Source organism: Janibacter sp. FSL W8-0316 (genome assembly GCF_038004165.1).
In the GTDB taxonomy this organism is placed as follows: domain Bacteria; phylum Actinomycetota; class Actinomycetes; order Actinomycetales; family Dermatophilaceae; genus Janibacter; species Janibacter indicus.
In genome coordinates this window covers 1,262,783-1,281,237 of sequence record NZ_JBBOQX010000001.1, presented here as the reverse complement: position 1 = coordinate 1,281,237, position 18,455 = coordinate 1,262,783, and the positions used below count along the sequence as shown (strand labels likewise).

Annotated in this window: 16 protein-coding genes and 1 riboswitch; of the genes, 12 read left to right on the top strand and 4 right to left on the bottom strand. The window is 72.5% G+C overall.

From position 1 onward, the window contains the following. Nucleotides 1-6 precede the first annotated feature (6 nt). From NYE39_RS06300 to NYE39_RS06280, 5 genes are all read left to right on the top strand, one after another. A complete protein-coding gene (locus NYE39_RS06300) occupies nucleotides 7-1,440 on the top strand; it encodes a phosphomannomutase/phosphoglucomutase (RefSeq protein ID WP_341012141.1) in 1,434 nt (477 codons plus the stop codon). A 1-nt stretch (nucleotide 1,441) separates the two neighbouring features. Beyond that, entirely contained in the window at nucleotides 1,442-1,633 is a 192-nt protein-coding gene (locus tag NYE39_RS06295; protein ID WP_072625166.1) for a Trm112 family protein, read from the top strand. Between the two features lie 7 nt (nucleotides 1,634-1,640). Beyond that, on the top strand, nucleotides 1,641-2,816 hold the full coding sequence (locus tag NYE39_RS06290) for an SIS domain-containing protein (protein ID WP_192910610.1): 1,176 nt from the start codon (nucleotides 1,641-1,643) through the stop codon (nucleotides 2,814-2,816). Further along, entirely contained in the window at nucleotides 2,813-4,237 is a 1,425-nt protein-coding gene (locus NYE39_RS06285) for a mycothione reductase (protein WP_084450356.1), read from the top strand. Before NYE39_RS06290 ends, NYE39_RS06285 begins: the two co-directional genes overlap by 4 nt. 70 nt (nucleotides 4,238-4,307) lie before the next feature. Further along, nucleotides 4,308-5,270, top strand: coding sequence for a DUF808 domain-containing protein (locus NYE39_RS06280; protein WP_341012140.1), 963 nt, complete (start codon nucleotides 4,308-4,310; stop codon nucleotides 5,268-5,270). 5 nt (nucleotides 5,271-5,275) lie between these two features. Here NYE39_RS06280 and NYE39_RS06275 read toward each other — a convergent pair whose 3' ends face one another. Then, nucleotides 5,276-6,739: an HNH endonuclease gene (locus NYE39_RS06275; protein WP_341012139.1), complete on the bottom strand. Its 1,464-nt coding sequence runs from the start codon at nucleotides 6,737-6,739 to the stop codon at nucleotides 5,276-5,278. Nucleotides 6,740-6,915: 176 nt separating this feature from the next. On the opposite strand from NYE39_RS06275, the gene ahcY reads away from it, so the two are divergent. Then, entirely contained in the window at nucleotides 6,916-8,361 is a 1,446-nt protein-coding gene (ahcY, locus tag NYE39_RS06270) for an adenosylhomocysteinase (protein WP_341012138.1), read from the top strand. 96 nt (nucleotides 8,362-8,457) lie between these two features. Here ahcY and NYE39_RS06265 read toward each other — a convergent pair whose 3' ends face one another. Both NYE39_RS06265 and NYE39_RS06260 read right to left on the bottom strand, forming a co-directional pair. Continuing rightward, a complete protein-coding gene (locus NYE39_RS06265) occupies nucleotides 8,458-9,429 on the bottom strand; it encodes an MsnO8 family LLM class oxidoreductase (protein ID WP_341012137.1) in 972 nt (323 codons plus the stop codon). 9 nt (nucleotides 9,430-9,438) lie between these two features. Then, nucleotides 9,439-9,786 (bottom strand): DMT family transporter, encoded by a 348-nt coding sequence (locus NYE39_RS06260; protein WP_072625160.1) that lies wholly within the window; start codon nucleotides 9,784-9,786, stop codon nucleotides 9,439-9,441. A gap of 11 nt (nucleotides 9,787-9,797) precedes the next feature. Continuing rightward, nucleotides 9,798-9,863, bottom strand: a riboswitch (guanidine-III (ykkC-III) riboswitch). 91 nt (nucleotides 9,864-9,954) lie between these two features. Between NYE39_RS06260 and mtrA the strand changes: the two genes are divergently transcribed. The 6 genes from mtrA to NYE39_RS06230 all read left to right on the top strand — a co-directional run bounded on the left by mtrA (nucleotide 9,955) and on the right by NYE39_RS06230 (nucleotide 17,285). Further along, entirely contained in the window at nucleotides 9,955-10,632 is a 678-nt protein-coding gene (mtrA, locus tag NYE39_RS06255) for an MtrAB system response regulator MtrA (RefSeq protein ID WP_072626287.1), read from the top strand. Between the two features lie 2 nt (nucleotides 10,633-10,634). Next, nucleotides 10,635-12,359: an MtrAB system histidine kinase MtrB gene (gene mtrB, locus NYE39_RS06250; RefSeq protein WP_083546130.1), complete on the top strand. Its 1,725-nt coding sequence runs from the start codon at nucleotides 10,635-10,637 to the stop codon at nucleotides 12,357-12,359. Next, nucleotides 12,356-14,134 (top strand): GerMN domain-containing protein, encoded by a 1,779-nt coding sequence (locus NYE39_RS06245; protein ID WP_341012136.1) that lies wholly within the window; start codon nucleotides 12,356-12,358, stop codon nucleotides 14,132-14,134. The genes mtrB and NYE39_RS06245 overlap by 4 nt, the downstream gene beginning before the upstream one ends. A gap of 97 nt (nucleotides 14,135-14,231) precedes the next feature. Next, on the top strand, nucleotides 14,232-14,969 hold the full coding sequence (locus NYE39_RS06240; protein WP_072625158.1) for a ComF family protein: 738 nt from the start codon (nucleotides 14,232-14,234) through the stop codon (nucleotides 14,967-14,969). Between the two features lie 177 nt (nucleotides 14,970-15,146). Continuing rightward, nucleotides 15,147-15,827: a ribosome hibernation-promoting factor, HPF/YfiA family gene (hpf, locus tag NYE39_RS06235; RefSeq protein WP_072625157.1), complete on the top strand. Its 681-nt coding sequence runs from the start codon at nucleotides 15,147-15,149 to the stop codon at nucleotides 15,825-15,827. Between the two features lie 267 nt (nucleotides 15,828-16,094). Further along, on the top strand, nucleotides 16,095-17,285 hold the full coding sequence (locus NYE39_RS06230; protein WP_341012135.1) for a winged helix-turn-helix domain-containing protein: 1,191 nt from the start codon (nucleotides 16,095-16,097) through the stop codon (nucleotides 17,283-17,285). On the opposite strand, the gene NYE39_RS06225 is transcribed toward NYE39_RS06230, so the two are convergent. Further along, nucleotides 17,286-18,443, bottom strand: coding sequence for a GNAT family N-acetyltransferase (locus tag NYE39_RS06225; RefSeq protein ID WP_341012134.1), 1,158 nt, complete (start codon nucleotides 18,441-18,443; stop codon nucleotides 17,286-17,288). Between the last annotated feature and the right edge of the window lie 12 nt (nucleotides 18,444-18,455).

The following is an 18,455-nucleotide window of genomic DNA, read 5'->3' as shown; positions in this document are numbered from 1 at the left end:
GGCGCGGTGACCACCACGCTCTCCGACTTCGTCAAGGCCTACGACGTACGCGGCCTCGTCCCGCAGCAGCTCAACATCGACGTGGCGCACGCTCTCGGTGCCGCCTTCGCCGAGGTCGTCGCCCTCGAGGAGGGCGCGTCCGCGGTCGTCATCGGGCATGACATGCGGCCCAGCTCCCCGGAGCTCGTCGACGCCCTCGCCCGCGGTATCACCGCACGTGGGGTCGACGCGATCCTCATCGGGCTGGCCAGCACCGATGGCCTTTACTACGCCAGCGGGGCGCTCGGGCTGCCGGGCGCGATGTTCACCGCGAGCCACAACCCGGCCCGCTACAACGGCATCAAGTTCTGCCGCACCGGCGCCCGCCCGGTCGGGCAGGAGTCCGGTCTGGCGCAGATCCGCGACCTCGCCCAGGCCCACCTCGATGCCGGGGTGTCGGCCTTCGACGGGGTCCGCCCCGGCACCGTCTCCCGACGCGACGTCCTCGCCGACTACGCGGCCTTCCTCCGCGGCCTGGTCGACCTGTCGGGCTGTCGCCCCCTTCGGGTCACGGTCGACGCCGGCAACGGCATGGGTGGGCTGACCGTCCCGGCCGTCCTCGGCACCGACTCGGGGCTGCCGGGCCTGCCGCTCACGATCGACCCGATGTACTTCGAGCTGGACGGCACCTTCCCCAACCACGAGGCCAACCCCCTGGACCCGGCCAACCTCGTCGATCTCCAGGAGCGGGTCCGCAGCCACGGCGCCGACATCGGCATCGCCTTCGACGGCGACGCCGACCGCTGCTTCGTCGTCGACGAGCACGGCGACCCGGTGAGCCCGAGCGCGATCACCGCGATGATCGCCAGCCGCGAGATCGCCCGTGAGGTCGCCGCCGGGCGCGCTCCGGGCGACGTGGCGATCGTGCACAACGCGATCACCTCGGCCGCGGTGCCGCAGATCATCGCCGAGGCGGGCGCCCGCCCCGTGCGCACGCGGGTGGGCCACAGCTACGTCAAGGCCGACATGCGTGAGCACGACGCGGTCTTCGGCGGGGAGCACTCGGCGCACTACTACTTCCGCGACTTCTGGTTCGCCGACACCGGCATGCTCGCCGCGATGCACGTGCTCGCCGCGCTCGGCGAGAGCGACGCCCCGCTGAGCGAGGTCATGGCGCCCTACGAGCGCTACGTCGCCTCCGGCGAGATCAACTCCACCGTCGCGGACGCCGCCGCCGTCACCGAGGTCGTGCGGGCGCGGCATGCCACCGAGGGGACGAGCGTCGACGAGCTCGACGGGCTCACCGTCACCCTGCCCGGTGCCGATGGCGCTCCGCAGTGGTGGTTCAACCTGCGCCCGAGCAACACCGAGCCGCTGCTGCGGCTCAACGTCGAGGCTGCCGACGAGGCGACGATGGCGCGGGTGCGCGACGATGTCCTGACGACGATCCGAGAGGCCTGACATGAGCGAGTCCACGATGCAGCCCTGGCTGCGCGAGATCCTGCGCTGCCCTGCGTGCCGCGCCGAGCTGCGCGACGAGACCGGCGCCGCCGGCCCCGAGCTGGTGTGCACCGGCGCCGACTGCGGTCTGGCCTACCGGGTGGACGACGGCATCCCCGTCCTCCTCGTCGACGAGGCCCGGCCCCGGGGTTGAGGCGACCATGACCCCCTTCGACGAGACGCTGCTCGACGACGAGGGGCACCGTCGCGCCGTCGACACCACCGACATGCTGCGAGCCCTGGCCGGCGCCGGGGCCCAGATGCGGCGGGCGATGACCGCCTGCGCCGAGACCGACCTGAGCGGCATGTCGCGCGACCGGCCACGAGCGGTGCACGTCGCCGCGGTCGGGGGAGCGGAGGCCGTCGGCTCCGTCCTCGACCTGCTCGTCTCGCGCAGCGGTCCCGTCCTGCTGAGCGCCGACGGCTCCGGCCCACTGCCGGGCTGGGTCGGCACCCTCGACCTCGTCATCGCCGTCTCCCTCTCGGGGCGGGCCGAGGGCCCCGTCCGCCAGGCGCGCGAAGCCGCCCGGCGCGGCGCCCAGCTGCTGACGATCGGCGCTCCTGACAGCCCGCTCGCCGATGCGGCCGCGCACGCCCGCGGGGTGCACGTGCCCGTCGAGGTACCGGGTGGGCACTCGCGCACGGCCATGTGGGGGCTGGTCACCCCCGCGCTCTTCGCCGCCACCGCCTGCGGGGTCGCCGAGGTCCCACCCGAGGTGCTCGCCGCCGTGGCCGACCGACTCGACGATCAGGCCGAGCGCTTCCGGCCCGATGCGGAGTACTTCGTCAACCCCGCCAAGACCCTGGCCCTGGAGTTGTCCGAGCTGGCGCCCGTCGTCCTCGGCGACGGACCGGTGACGGGCGTCGCGGCGCACCGCACGAGCGCGATGCTCGCCCGCACGGCGCGCACGCCCGCCACCTGGGGCCGGCTGCCCGATGCGGCGGCCCAGGTCGTCGCCTGCCTGTCCGGGCCCTACGCGGGTGGCCAGCAGGCGCCCGACGGCGGGCGAGACGTCTTCGCCGACCCCTACCTCGACGGCCCCGCTGGTCCACAGCTCGGGCTGCTCCTGCTGCGCGACCCGGTCCCGGCGACCGGCGACGGCCCGAGCGAGGTCGAGCGGCACAACACCGCCCAGTCGGTCGCCGACCACGCCGGGGCCAGCGGGGTCCGGGTCCTCGAGCACACGGCCTCGCCCGGCCACCCGCTCGAGCGGCTCGCCGAGCTCGTCGCGCTCACCGACTTCGCGGCCACCTATCTCGCCATCGGTCACGGGCTCGACCCCGCGACCGCCCCCGGCATCTCCGACCTCCACCTGCCCAGGAAGGCCCCCGAGTGATCGACGTCGACATCGCTGTCATCGGCAGCGGATCCGGCAACAGCCTGCTCACCGACGACCTGTCGGACCGCACCTTCGCGATGATCGAGGGCGGTGCCGTCTTCGGCGGTACCTGCCTCAACGTTGGCTGCATCCCGACGAAGATGTACGTCCACGTCGCCGAGATCGCCACCGCGGTGCGCGAAGGGGGGCGGCTCGGTGTCGATGCGACGCTCGAGCGGGTGCGCTTCACCGACGTGCGCGACCGCGTCTTCGGGCGGATCGACCCGATCTCCGCGGCCGGTGAGGCCTATCGCCGCGACGAGGAAGGGGTGCACCTGCTGCGCGGTCGGGCGCGTTTCACCGGGCCGCGCGAGCTCGAGGTGGCGCTGCTCGACGGTGGGACCGAGCAGGTCCGTGCCCGCCAGGTGGTCGTGGCCACCGGGTCCCACGCCGTGATCCCCGACGAGCTGGCGGCTGCCGCCGAGCGCGAGGGCGTCGAGCTGCACACCTCCGACACCGTGATGCGGCTGCCTGACCTGCCGGCGCGGATGCTCGTCGTCGGGGCCGGCTACATCGCCATGGAGATGGCGCACGTCTTCTCCGCCTTCGGTACCGAGGTCGTCGTCTCCGCCCGTGGAGACCGCCTGCTGCGCCACCTCGACGGCGACATCTCGGCGGCCTTCACCGCGGCCGCGGCGGAGCAGTGGGACGTGCGCTTCCGGACCACCGTCACCGACATGCGTCGGACCAGCAGCGGCGTCACGGCCACCCTCTCCGACGGGTCGACGGTCGACACCGACGTCGTGCTCGTGGCCACGGGCCGCCGGCCGAGCACCCAGGACATGGGGCTGGACGTCGCCGGGGTGGAGGTCCACGACGACGACCGGGTCGTCGTCGACGAGCACGGCCGGACCACCGCCGACGGGGTGTGGTCCCTGGGCGACGCGTCATCCCCCTTCCAGCTCAAGCACGTCGCCAACCACGAGGCGCGCGTCGTCGCCCACAACCTCGCCCACCCCGACGACCTGCAGTCCTACACCCACACGGCCGTCCCGGCCGCGGTCTTCACCCACCCCCAGATCGCCTCCGTCGGGCTCACCGAGGAGGAGGCCCGCGCGCAGGGGCTCGACATCAGCGTCAAGGTGCAGCGGTACGGCGACACCGCCTACGGCTGGGCGATGGAGGACACCTCGAGCCTCTGCAAGGTCATCGCCGACCGTCGCACCGGGCGTCTGGTCGGTGGGCACCTCGTCGGCCCGCAGGCGTCGACCCTCATCCAGCCGCTCATCCAGATGATGGCCTTCGACCAACCGGTCGCCGACATGGTCCGTGGCCAGTACTGGATCCACCCGGCACTCACCGAGGTCGTCGAAAATGCGCTGCTCGGGCTCGACTTCAACCCGCCCGAGGACCACGTGGAGTCGCCGCCGCTCGCCTGAGCGCACCGACCGTCCGGCTCCCATACGCTGTCCCCGTGCACATGACCCACACGATGACCGGATCCCGGCGATGAGCGGCGGTCTCTTCGCCCTGCTCGACGACATCTCGGTGCTGGCGCGGGCCGCAGCCGCGTCCATCGACGACGTCGCCGCAGCCTCGGGCCGGGCCAGCGTCAAGGCCGCCGGGGTCGTTGTCGACGACACGGCCGTCACCCCGCGCTACGTGGAGGGGCTCGACCCCAAGCGCGAGCTGCCGATCATCAAGCGGATCACCGTCGGGTCGCTGCGCAACAAGCTCGTCTTCATCGTGCCCGCGATCCTGCTGCTCAACGCCTTCATCCCCTGGCTGCTCTCCCCGCTGCTCATGCTCGGCGGCACCTACCTGTGCTTCGAGGGCGCGGAGAAGATCTGGGAGAAGGTCTCCGGCCACGGCCACCACGCCGGGGAGGAGGAGCAGGTCGGCGACGAGGACACGATCGTCAAGGGTGCCGTGACGACGGACTTCATCCTCTCCGCCGAGATCATGGTCATCTCGCTCAAGGCGGTGCTCGACGAGGGGCTCAACGACTCCTTCTGGTACCTGCTCGCCGTGATGGTCGTCGTGGCGATCGCCATCACCCTGGTCGTCTACGGGACCGTGGCGCTCATCGTCAAGATGGACGACATCGGCCTGGCCCTCTCCAAGCGCGAGTCCGGCCTCTCGCAGACCGTCGGCCAGAGGCTCGTCTCCGGCATGCCGAAGCTGCTCACCGTGCTGTCCGTCGTCGGGGTCGCCGCGATGCTCTGGGTCGGTGGCCACATCATCCTCGTCGGCCTCGAGGAGACCGGCTGGCTCCCGCAGCCCTACGAGTTCGTCCACCACCTCGAGGAGGTCGTCCACGAGGCGACCGGCGCCCTCGGCGGCATCCTCGGGTGGCTGACCAACACCGTGGGCTCGGCGATCCTCGGTCTGCTCGTCGGTGCCGTCGTCGTGGCGGTCATGCACGTGCTGCCCTTCGGCAAGGACGAAGGGGAGACCGCCGGGGCCCACTGACCCGCTTACGCGGCCCTGAGCCACTCCTCGAGGAGGATCTCGACGCGGGACGTGGTGTGGACGTCTCGGCCGTGGCCGAGGATCGGCGGCGCGTGCGAATGGACCGTGCGCCCGGTGGGCGTGGACAGCGTGATCGCGTGGGGCCCTCCGCCGGGGTCGGGACCGTCTGCATCGAGGCCGGTCGACTCGATCCGGACGGTGAACCCCGGGGCCTCCTTGTCGAGGTTGTGGCGCTGACAGACCCCGAGACCATTGCCCGCGGAGGTGGGTCCGCCGCGTGCTGCGGGGAGGGCGTGGTCGATCTGGGTGATGGGGGCATCGCACCACGGGATGCGGCAGGTCTGGTCGCGCAGCTCGATGAGGCGTCGCAGCCCACCGGTGTGCACGCGCTGCCGGGAGGTCATGGCAACCAGGTCGCGTCCGTCTGCCCCGGTCCACAGCCGGCGCAACCAGGTGCCGGCCCCATCGTCGCCCTCGGCGGCGCACACGGCGAGGAGGTGCTCGCGAGCTTGCGCGGCGGGCACGGCCCCAAAGCCGGTGACCTCGACGCGCTCGCCGACGCCCCGGCCGCCGCCCGGACCACGCGTGGGGTCGACGACCGCGGCGTCCATGACCATCCCGATCTCGACGGGTTGGGGCTGCCCGGAAGCTCGTCCGGACAACAGCTCGAGCGCTGTATCGGCCTGCCACGCCCCCGCGCCGCGCTCGTCGGCGGCTCGCTCGGCGTCCATGACCGGGTCACCGGTGGCGGTGCGTCGGGCTGCCTCGGCGGACTTGAGCGCGGCCAGGGCACCGACCACCTGCACGACGGGGCCGAGGATGCTCAGCCGGGCCATGCCATCGGGTGCCGGTCGCGCAGAGACGTGTCGGGAGGCTGCGGCGCGCCGGCGCCGCTCGACGATGGCGGCCTGGTCGAGGTCGATGCAGGCGCGGTGCGCGGCCGCTGCCAGACCTCGGTCACCGAGGGTGGTCAGGCACTTCGTCAGGCGGCGGTCGGCCTCGCGGCGGTTGGCCGGGGACAGGCACGAGGTCTCGCGAGCGACGATGGTGGCGCGCCACTCGCTGATCCGACCCGAGGTCAGGGCGGCCATGGTGTGGGGCAGGTCGGTCACGAGCGCGCGGGCCACGCCCACGTGGCGGTCGGCCTGGCCGGGGGAGCAACGTCGCGCCAGGGCGACCTCGGTCCGCGAAGCTCTGCGCAGGACGGCGGCCTCACGTCGGGTGATCTCACCGCTGGCCCGCTGTTGCCCGGCACGCTCGTCGCGGTCGGCCACGAAGGCTGCGGTGGCTCGGGCCTGCACCGCGGACGCGGCTCCCTTCGCCTCCTCGAGCACGGCGACCACCTCGAGGAGGTCCGCCTCGCCCAGGCCGGTGACGTCGGTGCCCGACAGCTCGGCGAGTGTCGCCCGCAGACCCGCGAGCACGCCCCCTTCGTCGTCAGTGGTCGACGCTGTCGTCGGCTGCGTCATCGCGGCCCCCTTTCCCCACCACCCAGTATCGAACATGTGTTCGAGAACGTCAAGGGTTGGGGCAAGATGGTGGACCGCGGGCACTAGACTGTCGGCGCCGGCGTGGGTGATGACCCGCGACAGGCCCAGAAGGGTCGCGCCGGGTCCGATCCCACACCTGTCACAGGAGTTTTCACGTGTCCTTCGACTACAAGGTCGCCGACCTGGGCCTCGCCGAGGCCGGCCGTCACCAGATCCGCCTCGCCGAGCACGAGATGCCCGGCCTGATGAGCCTGCGCGAAGAATATGGCGAGAGCCAGCCGCTCAAGGGCGCGCGCATCGCCGGCTCGCTGCACATGACCGTCCAGACCGCCGTGCTCATCGAGACCCTCACGGCGCTGGGCGCCGAGGTCCGCTGGGCCAGCTGCAACATCTACTCGACGCAGGACGAGGCCGCCGCGGCGATCGTCGTCGGCGCCGGCACCCCCGAGGACCCGCAGGGCGTCCCGGTCTTCGCGTGGAAGGGCGAGAGCCTGCAGGAGTACTGGGACTGCACCGAGCAGATCCTCACCTGGGCCGACGGCGGGCCCAACATGATCCTCGACGACGGTGGCGACGCCACGATGCTCGTCCACAAGGGCAAGGAGTGGGAGGCCGCCGGTCAGGTGCCGCCCACGACCGACGAGGACTCCGAGGAGTTCGGCGTCTTCAAGGCGCTCGTGCGCCGCACCTTCGAGACCGACCCGCAGAAGTGGACCACGGTCGCCGCCGGCATCAAGGGCGTCACCGAGGAGACCACGACCGGCGTGCACCGCCTCTATCAGCTCGCCGAGGCCGGCGAGCTGCTCTTCCCGGCGATCAACGTCAACGACGCCGTCACCAAGAGCAAGTTCGACAACAAGTACGGCACTCGTCACTCCGTCCTCGACGGTCTCAACCGCGCCACCGACGTCCTCGTCGGCGGCAAGGTGGCCGTCGTCGCGGGCTACGGCGACGTCGGCAAGGGCGTCGCCAGCGCACTCGCCGGTCAGGGCGCCCGCGTCGTCGTCACCGAGGTCGACCCGATCTGCGCGCTCCAGGCCGCGATGGAGGGCTTCGAGGTCACGACGATGGACAAGGCCGCGACCTACGGCGACATCTTCGTCACGACGACCGGCTGCTACGACGTCATCACCGCCGAGCACATGTCGTCGATGAAGAACAAGGCGATCGTCTCCAACATCGGCCACTTCGACAACGAGATCGACATGGCCGGCCTCGCCCGCATCGACGGCGTCACCAAGACCGAGATCAAGCCGCAGGTCCACGAGTGGACCTTCGCCGATGGCCACTCGATCATCGTGCTGTCCGAAGGCCGCCTGATGAACCTCGGCAACGCCACGGGTCACCCGAGCTTCGTCATGTCCAACTCCTTCGCCAACCAGACGATCGCCCAGATCGAGCTCTTCGACAAGGCCGAGGAGTACGTCGACGAGGAGGGCCGGCCGAGCGTCACCACCCTGCCCAAGCACCTCGACGAAAAGGTCGCCCGCCTGCACCTCGACGCCCTCGGTGTCGAGCTGACCGAGCTGACCAAGGGCCAGGCCGAGTACCTCGGCGTCGACGTCGCCGGGCCCTACAAGCCGGAGCACTACCGCTACTGACACCGGACGCAGCGGGGCCCGGAGACACCCGTCTCCGGGCCCCGCTGCGTCCGGTGGCTGAGGTACGACGCAGGAGCGTCGCAGGCCCCCGGTCGGTCAGGGGTGGAGCGTGGCGAGGGCGGCGTCGCTGTCGCGCAGGGCGGCACGGTCGTGGGTGGAGGAGAAGGCGAGGACCTCGGCGGCGGCGGTGCGCTCGACGATCGCGGTGAGCTGCTCGGCGACGTCGGTGACGGTGCCGTGGACCACCTGGTCGAGGTGGCGCTCGACCTGCTCCTGCTGGCGGGCGGTGAGGCGCAGCGCAGGCTCCGGACGAAGGGGAGGGAAGGCCCCGGTCGTGCGCGACTCCACCATGGCCCAGGCCTCGGGCAGGACGAGGTCGCGGGCGCGTGCGGGTGAGTCGGCGACCAGCACGTCGACGCTGACGAGCACCCGCGGCGCGTCGTCGGGGTGGCGCGGGCGGAAGGCGGCGCGGTAGTCCGCCAACGGCGTCAGATCACCGTGAACCAGCGGCCCACCGACGACCACCGGCAGTCCGAGCCGCGCCGCGACGGCAAGACCCGACCCCGTCGCGAGGACGAAGAGCGGGGGAGCGGGCACCCCCTTCGGCATCGCGGTGACGGGACCGGCATCGGCCAGCAGGTCGGCCAGGGCGCTGACGTCGCCCGCGAAGTCGTCCGGGCCGTAGTCGTGCACGCCGAGCGCGTCCCGGACCGGCGCGGTGAAGCCGAGCGACCGCCCGACCCCGAGGTCGACGCGGCCGGGGTGGAGGGCGGCGAGCATCTTCGCCTGCTCGGCCACGACGATCGGCCGGTGGTTGGGCAGCATGACCCCGCCCGAACCGACCCGGATGCGCTCGGTCCGGGCCGCGATCGCCGCCATGAGCAGGGGCGGGCTCCCGCTGGCGATGCCCGGCACGGCGTGGTGCTCCGCCACCCAGATCCGGTCGAAGCCCAGCTCCTCCGCCCGGCGGGCGCGCTCCACGGTTTCGTGCAGCGCGAGGGCGGTCGGCTCCCCGGCCCGGGTGCGTGAGCGGTCGAGCAGGCTGATCGGGACGGGCCGGGTGGTCACCCATCGAGCCTAGGCTGGCCCGGTGTCGTCGGCGTCGGAGGGCGAAGGGAGCAGCTTCAGCCCGATGACCGCGCCGACGATGCCCACCAGCAGCAGGGCCTTGAGCGGGGTGAAGGTCTCGGCGCCGGTGACCATCGCCCAGGTGACCGTGAGGGCGGCCCCGACCCCGGTCCACACGGCATAGCCGGTGCCGATGGGGATGGTGCGCACGGCCAGGGCGCGGCCGCCCATGCTCAGGGCGAGGGCGACGAGGAAGAGCAGGGTGGGACGCAGGCGGGTGAAGCCGTGGGACGCGGACAGCGCCGCTGCCCAGACGGCCTCGAGCATCCCCGAGGCGACGAGCACGAGCCAGGACATGACAACTCCCCGATGAGTCCGTCGTGTCGTGGTGCGGGTACGGCTCCCTCGTCCGCAGGCCGATCGCCGGACCTCTGGTCCGAGGCTACCGGCCGTGGCTCACGGGGTCGGCCGGGCCCCTGTGTGATGATGAGCAGGCAGCTGCACACCCCGTGGGAAGGCAAGACCGTGAAGGGACGTGTCCTCGTCGTCGACGACGACCAGGCGCTCGCCGAGATGCTCGGGATCGTCCTGCGCAAGGAGGGCCTCGACGTCGCGCACGTGGGCGACGGTGCGAGGGCGATCGACGCCTTCCACGAGACGCGACCCGACCTCGTGCTCCTCGACGTGATGCTGCCCGGCATGGACGGCATCGAGATCTGCCGCCGGCTGCGGCAGGAGTCCGGGGTGCCGATCGTCATGCTGACCGCCCGCACCGACACCGTCGACGTCGTCGTCGGTCTCGAGTCCGGCGCCGACGACTACGTCGTCAAGCCCTTCAAGCCGCAGGAGCTCATCGCCCGCCTGCGCGCGCGGCTGCGCCGTGGCGACGAGCCCGAGCCCGAGCGGCTGACGATCGGCGACCTGACGATCGACGTCGCCGGTCACTCGGTCAAGCGTGGCGACCAGTCGCTCAGCCTGACCCCCCTCGAGTTCGACCTCCTCGTCGCGCTCGCCCGCAAGCCGTGGCAGGTCTTCAGCCGCGAGGTGCTCCTCGAGCAGGTCTGGGGCTACCGCCACGCCGGGGACACCCGCCTGGTCAACGTGCACGTCCAGCGGCTGCGCTCGAAGATCGAGCACGACCCGGAGAACCCCCAGATCGTCGTCACCGTCCGCGGGGTCGGGTACAAGGCTGGGCCGTCCTGACGATGACCTCGGCCCTCGACACCGAGGAGGCCGGGGCCCCGGACGCGGCGCGCGCCGGGCAACCGGCCGAGCCCGAGCAGCCCACCGACGGCTGGCTCGTGCGGCGGGTCAAGCAGCTCGTGGGGCACTGGCGGCGCTCGCTGCGCTTCCGGGTCGTGACGAGCACCCTGATCCTCGGCCTCGTCGTCGTCTCGATCATCAGCCTGACGATGTACCGCTCGATCGCGGATGGGCTGATCGACGACCGGATCAATCGCGCCCAGGCCGAGTCGCGTGACCTGACCAACGACGCCCAGGCCCGCTTCAACAGCTACACCGGCGCCCCGGCGGCCGGCGAGTTGTCGGTCTTCGCCAACACCGTCGTCAACAGCACGCTCAAGGCGCCGGCCGGCGACGACAGCCGCTACGTCGTCTTCACCCGCAGCCTCAACAACACGACCGACGTGCGCATCCCCTCTGAGGAGTCGGACGACGTCAGCCTCGAGGCGATCCCGAGCTCGCTGCGCCAGTCGGTCTCGGCCGACCCGACGAGGCAGTCGACGACGACGATCGAGCTGGCGCGACCGACGCACGACGACGTCGGCTCCGACCTGCCGGGGACAGCCACCACGGCCGACACCGTGCCGGCCGTCGTCGTCGGGTCGCAGGTCGAGCTGCCGAGCGCCGGCACCTACGACATCTACCTGATCTACCCCATGGACCAGGAGGAGGCGACCCTCGACACGATCTCGCGCTCCTTCATCCTCGGTGCGCTCTTCCTCATCGCGCTCGTCTCCGCCATCGCCTACATCGTGACGAGCATGATCGTCACCCCCGTCCGTCGGGCCGCGGCCGCCGCCGAGCGGCTCTCCTCCGGGCACCTCAACGAGCGCATGTCGGCGCGCGGGCACGACGACCTCGCCCTGCTCGGGCAGTCATTCAACAACATGGCCGACAACCTGCAGACCCAGATCCGCCAGCTCGAGGGGCTGTCGAGGGTGCAGCAGCGCTTCGTCTCGGACGTCTCCCACGAGCTGCGCACGCCGCTGACGACGATCCGCATGGCGGCCGACCTGCTGCACTCCTCGCGCGACGAGATGGACCCGGTCGCCGGCCGGTCGGCCGAGCTGCTCCACGACGAGCTCGACCGCTTCGAGGAGCTGCTTGCCGACCTGCTCGAGATCAGCCGCTACGACGCGGGTGCGGCCGTCCTCGAGCAGGACCCCGTCGACCTCTTCGCCATCGTCGACCGGGTCGTCGACTCCACGGCGTCGATCGCCGACACGCGTGGCAGCGAGGTCACCATCCACCGCCAGCCGGGCCAGACGGCCGTCGCCGAGGTGGACTCCCGGCGCATCGAGCGGGTCCTGCGCAACCTCGTCGTCAACGCCATCGAGCACGGCGAAGGGCGTCCGGTCGACGTCTGGGTGGCCGCCGACGACGATGCCGCGGCCGTGCTGGTCGTCGACCACGGAGTCGGGCTCAAGGCCGGCGAGGCCTCCCTCGTCTTCAACCGCTTCTGGCGGGCCGACCCGGCCCGCACCCGGACCACGGGTGGGTCCGGCCTCGGGCTGGCGATCGCCCTCGAGGACGCGCGGCTCCACCACGGCTGGCTGCAGGCGTGGGGAGAGCCGGGGGAGGGGTCGCGGTTCCGGCTCACCGTGCCCCGCACCGCGGGCGGCCCGCTCGCTTCCTCGCCGCTGCCGCTCACTCCCCGTGAGGGCGACCTGCCCCGGGACGAGGCATGAGCCCCGGTGACCTGTCCCGCCGGGCCTTCCTCGGGATCGCGGCGGCCGGCGCCCTGGCCGGTTGCGGGCTCGGCACCGACTCGACGATCCGCCCGGGTCTCGAGGTCGACGGGGAGCCGCCCGTGCCCCTCAACCGCATCCCCAACCGCCCGGAGGAGGGCGCCAGCGCCGACGAGATCATCCTCGGCTTCCTCCATGCCGGGGCCACGAGCGGCGAGCGGCTCGACATCACCCGCTCCTACCTCACCGACGCCATGGCCCGTGGCTGGATCCCCGACAGCCAGACGGTGATCTACGACGACGGCGAGCCGGAGGTGCGGCCCATCACGGGGCGCCGCAATGCCTACCGGATCAAGGTGCACGTCGCGGCGATCATCGACACCGAGGGTCGCTACACCGTCGCGCCGCCCAACCTGTGGGAGGTCTTCGACTTCGAGATGACCCAGGTCGAGGGCGAGTGGCGCATCGACAAGCTCGAGGACGGGTTCGGTCGCCTGCTGCAGGACCAGGAGGTCGGCTACATCTTCCGCGACTTCCCGGTGCACTACCCGGCCATCGGCTGGAACACCCTGGTCGTCGACCAGCGGTGGTTCCCCCAGGACCAGCTGGCGACCCGACTCGTGCGGGCGCAGCTGGGGCGGGTGCCCGACTACCTCGAGGACGCGGTCTCCACGGACAACGGCGCGCGGCTAGTCGTCGATGCAGTCCCGGTGCGCGACGGGGTCGCCCGCGTCGACCTCGACGTCGAGTCCGTCGCCGACGACACGACGACCCGCAAGAAGCTCGCGGCCCAGCTCGTCGCCACCCTGATGTCCGTGCCGCAGGTGACCGAGGTGAGCATCACCCTCTCGGGCAACGCCCTCGAGCTGGGGATCGACGCACCGCTGACGACGCCCGAGCAGCTCGGCTTCGTCGACCGCACGCAGACGAGCACCCCTGCGGTCTTCGCCCGGGCCGGGGACAAGGTCGTCAAGGTCGGCGACCGCCTCTCCGCGGTCTCCGAGCAGCACATGCGCACGGCCGCGACGAAGTTCGAGCCGATCCTCGACAGCTCCCAGGTCATGGGCGCGCGCCTCGACGGTCAGGAGCTGGGCGTGCTCGACCGCACCCGGCGCGAGCTGACCCGATACCGCGACAACGGCACCCACGTCGCGGTGCCGACCTTCGCCGCCGACATGACCCGCCCCTGCTACGACTACTTCGGGGTGCTGTGGGTCGGCGGCTCGGGGCTGGGCCGCGAGACGGGACACCGGCTCTGGGCCGTCAACGCCACCGCCAACACCGACGACACCTCGGCCTCGGCGCCCAAGCACGTCCCCACCCCGTGGCTGGGTCGGCGCTTCGTGCGCGCGGCCGTCGTGTCACCGGAGGGCAGCCGGATCGCGGTGATCTCCGAGGAGTCGCTGGGCACCGGCAGCACCCTCGAGGTGGCCGGCGTGGTGCGTCGGGCCAACGGCCTGCCGCTCAAGACCTCGCCGCAGACCTTCCGTGTCGGCGCCCAGCTGGTCGAGATGGTCGATGCCGTGTGGGTTGACCCGACGACGCTGGCCGTCATAGGTCGGCGCGACAAGCAGTCGGTGCTCCAGCCCTATCTCGTCCACGTCGGGGGGACGGTCGACGAGGTGGCCGAGCGACCCGGCGCCGCGCGGATCACGACCACCGGCGACGAGCGCGACATCGTGCTCATCACCGAGGGGAACAAGGTGTTCCAGCGCTCGGGTGGGCGGTGGCAGTCCTTGCCCGCCCTCACCGGTGTGGCTGCGGGAGGCGTGTGACCCTCCCTTCGTCCACAGCCCGAAGGGAGTGACCCGCGCCGTCCACAGGAGGTCACCACCGACGACCGCCGGCGTACGACGGAGCAAGACTGCCGTCGTGGGATCTGCGATCGGTGGGGTGCTGCGCGCGGCGGTCGACCTCGTGCTGTCCCGCACGTGCGCGGGCTGTGGTGCGCCCGACGTCGGCCTGTGCCCCGGGTGCCGTCTCGAGCTGGCCGACCTGGCCCTCGACGACCTCGGCCCCCTGGCGCCACGTCCCGTCCCGGCCGGCTGGCCGGGGTGTCACGGCACGCTGCGCTACGACGGGGTCGCCGCGCGGCTGGCGACGGCCTTCAAGGACGAGGGGCGGCGAGATCTGGCTGCACCCATGGGCCGCCTGCTCGCCGATGCCGTGGCCCGGGCGCTGGCCACGACCTCCCCGCCCGCAGGGCTGCCGGTGCTCCTGGTCCCCGTGCCCTCCTCGCGGGCGGCGATCCGCCGACGAGGAGATCAACCCATGCTCCTGCTCGCCCGCCGGGCGGCCCGCGTCGTGGGGCCCACCGTGCAGGTGTCGACGGCGCTGACGACGATCCGGCGCACCGCCGACCAGGCCGGTCTCGACCAGGCGTCGCGGCGGGCCAACCTCCACGGGGCGATGCGGGTGACCGACCCCCGCAGGGTCCGCGGTCGGCACGTCCTCGTCGTCGACGACGTGCTGACCTCCGGTGCCACGCTCGCCGAGGCGCACCGCGCGGTGCTCGCCGCGGGGGCGGCCGACGTGCGTCTGGCCGTCGCGATGGTGACCCCGCGCAGGTCATCGGCCGTTCACCTATCTTTCCGTCCGCGCTCGGACTAACGTGTCGTCATGGGTCCCTCGCTCGACCGGCACGGCCGGAGAGACGCAGGGGCCTTCCGCGTCCTCGGGCGGCGGCCCGAGGACGACCCCGGGCCCCGACGGGAGGTGGTGCCCCGGCTGTGAGGCCCTCGCCAGGCGCTTACCCCAAGCACCACCCGACGTCCCCAGGAGGACTCCGTGGAAATTGCCATCACCGGACGCCATGTCACCGTCTCCGACCGACTGCGTGACTACCTCGACAGCAAGCTGTCGAAGGTGCCGCAGCTCGATCCCCGCGTGCAGCGGATCGAGGTCATGGTGAGTCACGAGCCCAACCCCCGGCAGTCCAAGGTCAGCGAGCGCGTCGAGATCACCTGCCGGTCCAAGGGGCCGGTCATCCGCGCCGAGGCCTGCCACGACGACCGCCAGGCGGCTGTGGACCTCGCCGTCGACAAGCTGCTCGAGCGGCTGCGCCGCGCCCACGACAAGCGGCACGTCCTGCGGGGCCGCCGTCGCACGTCGGTGGCCGCCGCGACGGCCGACCTCACCGAGCCCCTGCAGACCGACCTGCCGACCGAGGACGAGGAGACGCCCGACCAGTTCGGCACGATCGGCGACAGCCCGATCGAGGTCCGCGAAAAGGTCCACGAGTCGGCGCCGATGACCCTTGCCGAGGCGGTGCGTCGCATGGAGCTCGTCGGTCACGACTTCTTCCTCTTCCACGACTCCGACAACGACCGGCCGAGCGTCGTCTACCGCCGGCGGGGCTGGTCCTACGGCGTGATCCACCTCGACGTCCAGGACGCCGTCAACGGCACCTCCGTCGACGGGGCCGCGGTCAACGGCACCCGCGTCGACGAGCCCGTCTCCGTCCGCTGAGCCTCTCTTCGTCCGGCACGACCCGCGTGGTCGGGTGGCGCGGACGAAGGCTCGGACGGCCCTAAGGAAAAGTCCGGACCGCTTGGTCTTCGACCTCACGTCGAGCAGGCAGTCCGGACTTTTCCATGAGTCGGGCCGCCCCGAGCCCTCGCCCGCGCTTGTGACGGGCGAGGCGGGCCCCCTTCGACTCGTCCCGCGCCAGCTCGTCCCGCGGATCGTGCCAGCCGAGCGAGCGCGGTTGTCGGTGGGGTGGGGCAGTCTGGGCTCGTGCGCACACTGACCCCGGCCGCTGCTCGTCGCATCGCCCTGGCCGCCCAGGGGCTGGCTCGTCCGCGGCCGGAGCGGGAGCCGACGACGCGGGACCTGCAGCGGGTGGTCGACACCGTCGGGCTCATCCAGATCGACAGCGTCAACGTGCTCGCGCGCAGCCACTACCTGCCCGTCTTCTCCCGCGTCGGCCCCTACGACACCGCCCTGCTCGACCGCATGCGCGACCGGGCGCCGCGGCGACTCGTCGAGTACTGGGCCCACGAGGCCAGCCTGCTGCCGCCGAGCACCTGGCCCCTCATGGAGCACCCACGGATGCGCCGGGCCAGGGAGGAGTCGTGGGGCGGCATGCAGGCGGTCGCGCGCGACCAGCCCGATGTCGTCTCGGCCGTGCTCGCCGAGGTCCGCGCCGGCCGTCCGCGCACGGCCCGGGAGATCGAGGCCGCGCTGGGACACGAGCGCACGGGCGACAAGGAGCACTGGGGCTGGAACTGGTCGCAGGTCAAGCACGCCCTCGAGCACCTCTTCTGGGCGGGCGAGATCAGCTCTGCCGGGCGGACCTCGCAGTTCGAGCGACGCTATGCCGCCCTCGAGCGCGTCGTGCCGCCCGCCCACGCGCCACTCTGGCTCGACCCCGCCGCGCGGCCCGCGGCCGACGAGGCCTACACCGAGCTCGTGCGCATCTCCGCGCGTGCCACGGGTGTGGCGACCGAGGCCGACCTCGCCGACTACTTTCGGCTCAAGCGGGTCCACGTGCGTCCGGCGATCGAGCGGCTCGTCGCCGCGGGTGAGCTCGAACCGGTCGACGTCCGAGGGTGGGCCGAGCCGGCCTGGCTGCACGCCGAGGCGCGTCGGCCCCGGGCCGTGCAAGCCCGGGCGCTGCTGTCCCCCTTCGACAGCCTCGTGTGGTGCCGGCCGCGGGTGGAGCGGATCTTCGACTTCCACTACCGGATCGAGATCTACACGCCGGCGGAGCAGCGGGTCCACGGCTACTACGTGCTGCCCTTCCTCCTCGGCGACGAACTCGTCGGCCGCGTCGACCTCAAGGCCGACCGCACCGCCGGCGCGCTCCTCGCCCGCCAGGTGACCTGGGAGCCGGGTCGCGGGGGAGCGGACGACCGGCGCGAGCTCGCCGAGGAGCTGGGTCTCATGGCGACCTGGCTGGGCCTGGCCGAGGTCGTCGGCGCCTGATCAGGCCAGCCGCTCCCAGTGGATCGCCGGCCCCACGGAGCCGTCGGGCGCGTCGGCAGCCTCCTCGCGCCCCCAGGGCGTGAAGCCGGCGCGCTCCAGGACGCGGTTGCTCGCCGCGTTGTCCGCGGCCGTCTCGGCGACGAGCCGCCGCAGCCCGAAGCCGCCCTCGCCCACCGGGCGCAGGGCGAGGTCGGCGGCAGCGCGGGCGGCCCACGCGGCGACGCCCCGACCTCGGGCGCTGGGGCGCACCGAGTAGCCGAGCTCGGCCGTGCCACCCTCGGCGAGCCCGCCGTCGCGCACGAAGACGAGGGCCTCGCCCAACGGCTCGTCGGAGTCCGCGTCGGCGATGCACCAGTTGCTGCCGCGGCCGATCGACATCGACTCGCGGCGGCGCAGCAGCCAGTCGTCGAAGGTCTCGGGCGTCGGCACTGCCCGCGCCGGCAGGTGGTGCGGCGGGTGGTCGTGCGGTTCGGCGATCGCCGTGTCGTCGTCGCGCAGGGGCCGGAGCCGCAGGCCGTCCGCCTCGACGACGGGCGGGACGACCCACGGCTGCCGTGCCGTCATCGGCTGACCGGGTAGCAGTGAGGCGACCCAGGCGTCGGCCGTGCCGTCACGCACCGGGACCCGCTGGGGGAGGGTGCCGTGGTGGGTGAAGCCACACGCGTGCGCCACCCGCCACGAGGCGAAGTTGCCACGCGCGGCGAGCCAGTAGAGGCTCGGCGCCCGGTGGGCGAAGGCCCACTGCGCCGCGATCCGCAGGGCCGCCGACATGACCCCGTGCCCGCGCGCCGCCGGGTGCAGGGCGAAGCCGACCTCCCAGGGCAAGGTGGCCCGCTCACCGGGGCGCACGTCCACCTGCCCGGCGAAGGGGAGCTCGCCCCCTTCGTCGTCGGGCAGGAGCTCGATCGCCCAGTGGCGCCGGCCCCGCGGCTGCGCCCATCCCTCGGCGTGTGTCCGCAGGAACCCTTCGGCCGTGGTGAGGTCGTAGGGCTGGGGCACGGTGGTCCACCGCGCGCTCTCGGGGTCCCGGCACATCTCCACGACGAAGGGGAGGTCCACTGCGGTCATCGCCCGCAGCCGCACGCGACCGTCCTCGAGCACCGGCACGATGCCGGGGAAGTGGCCGTGCGGAACCTCGTCGGCGGGGTGCTCGTTCACTCGGGTCAGAGT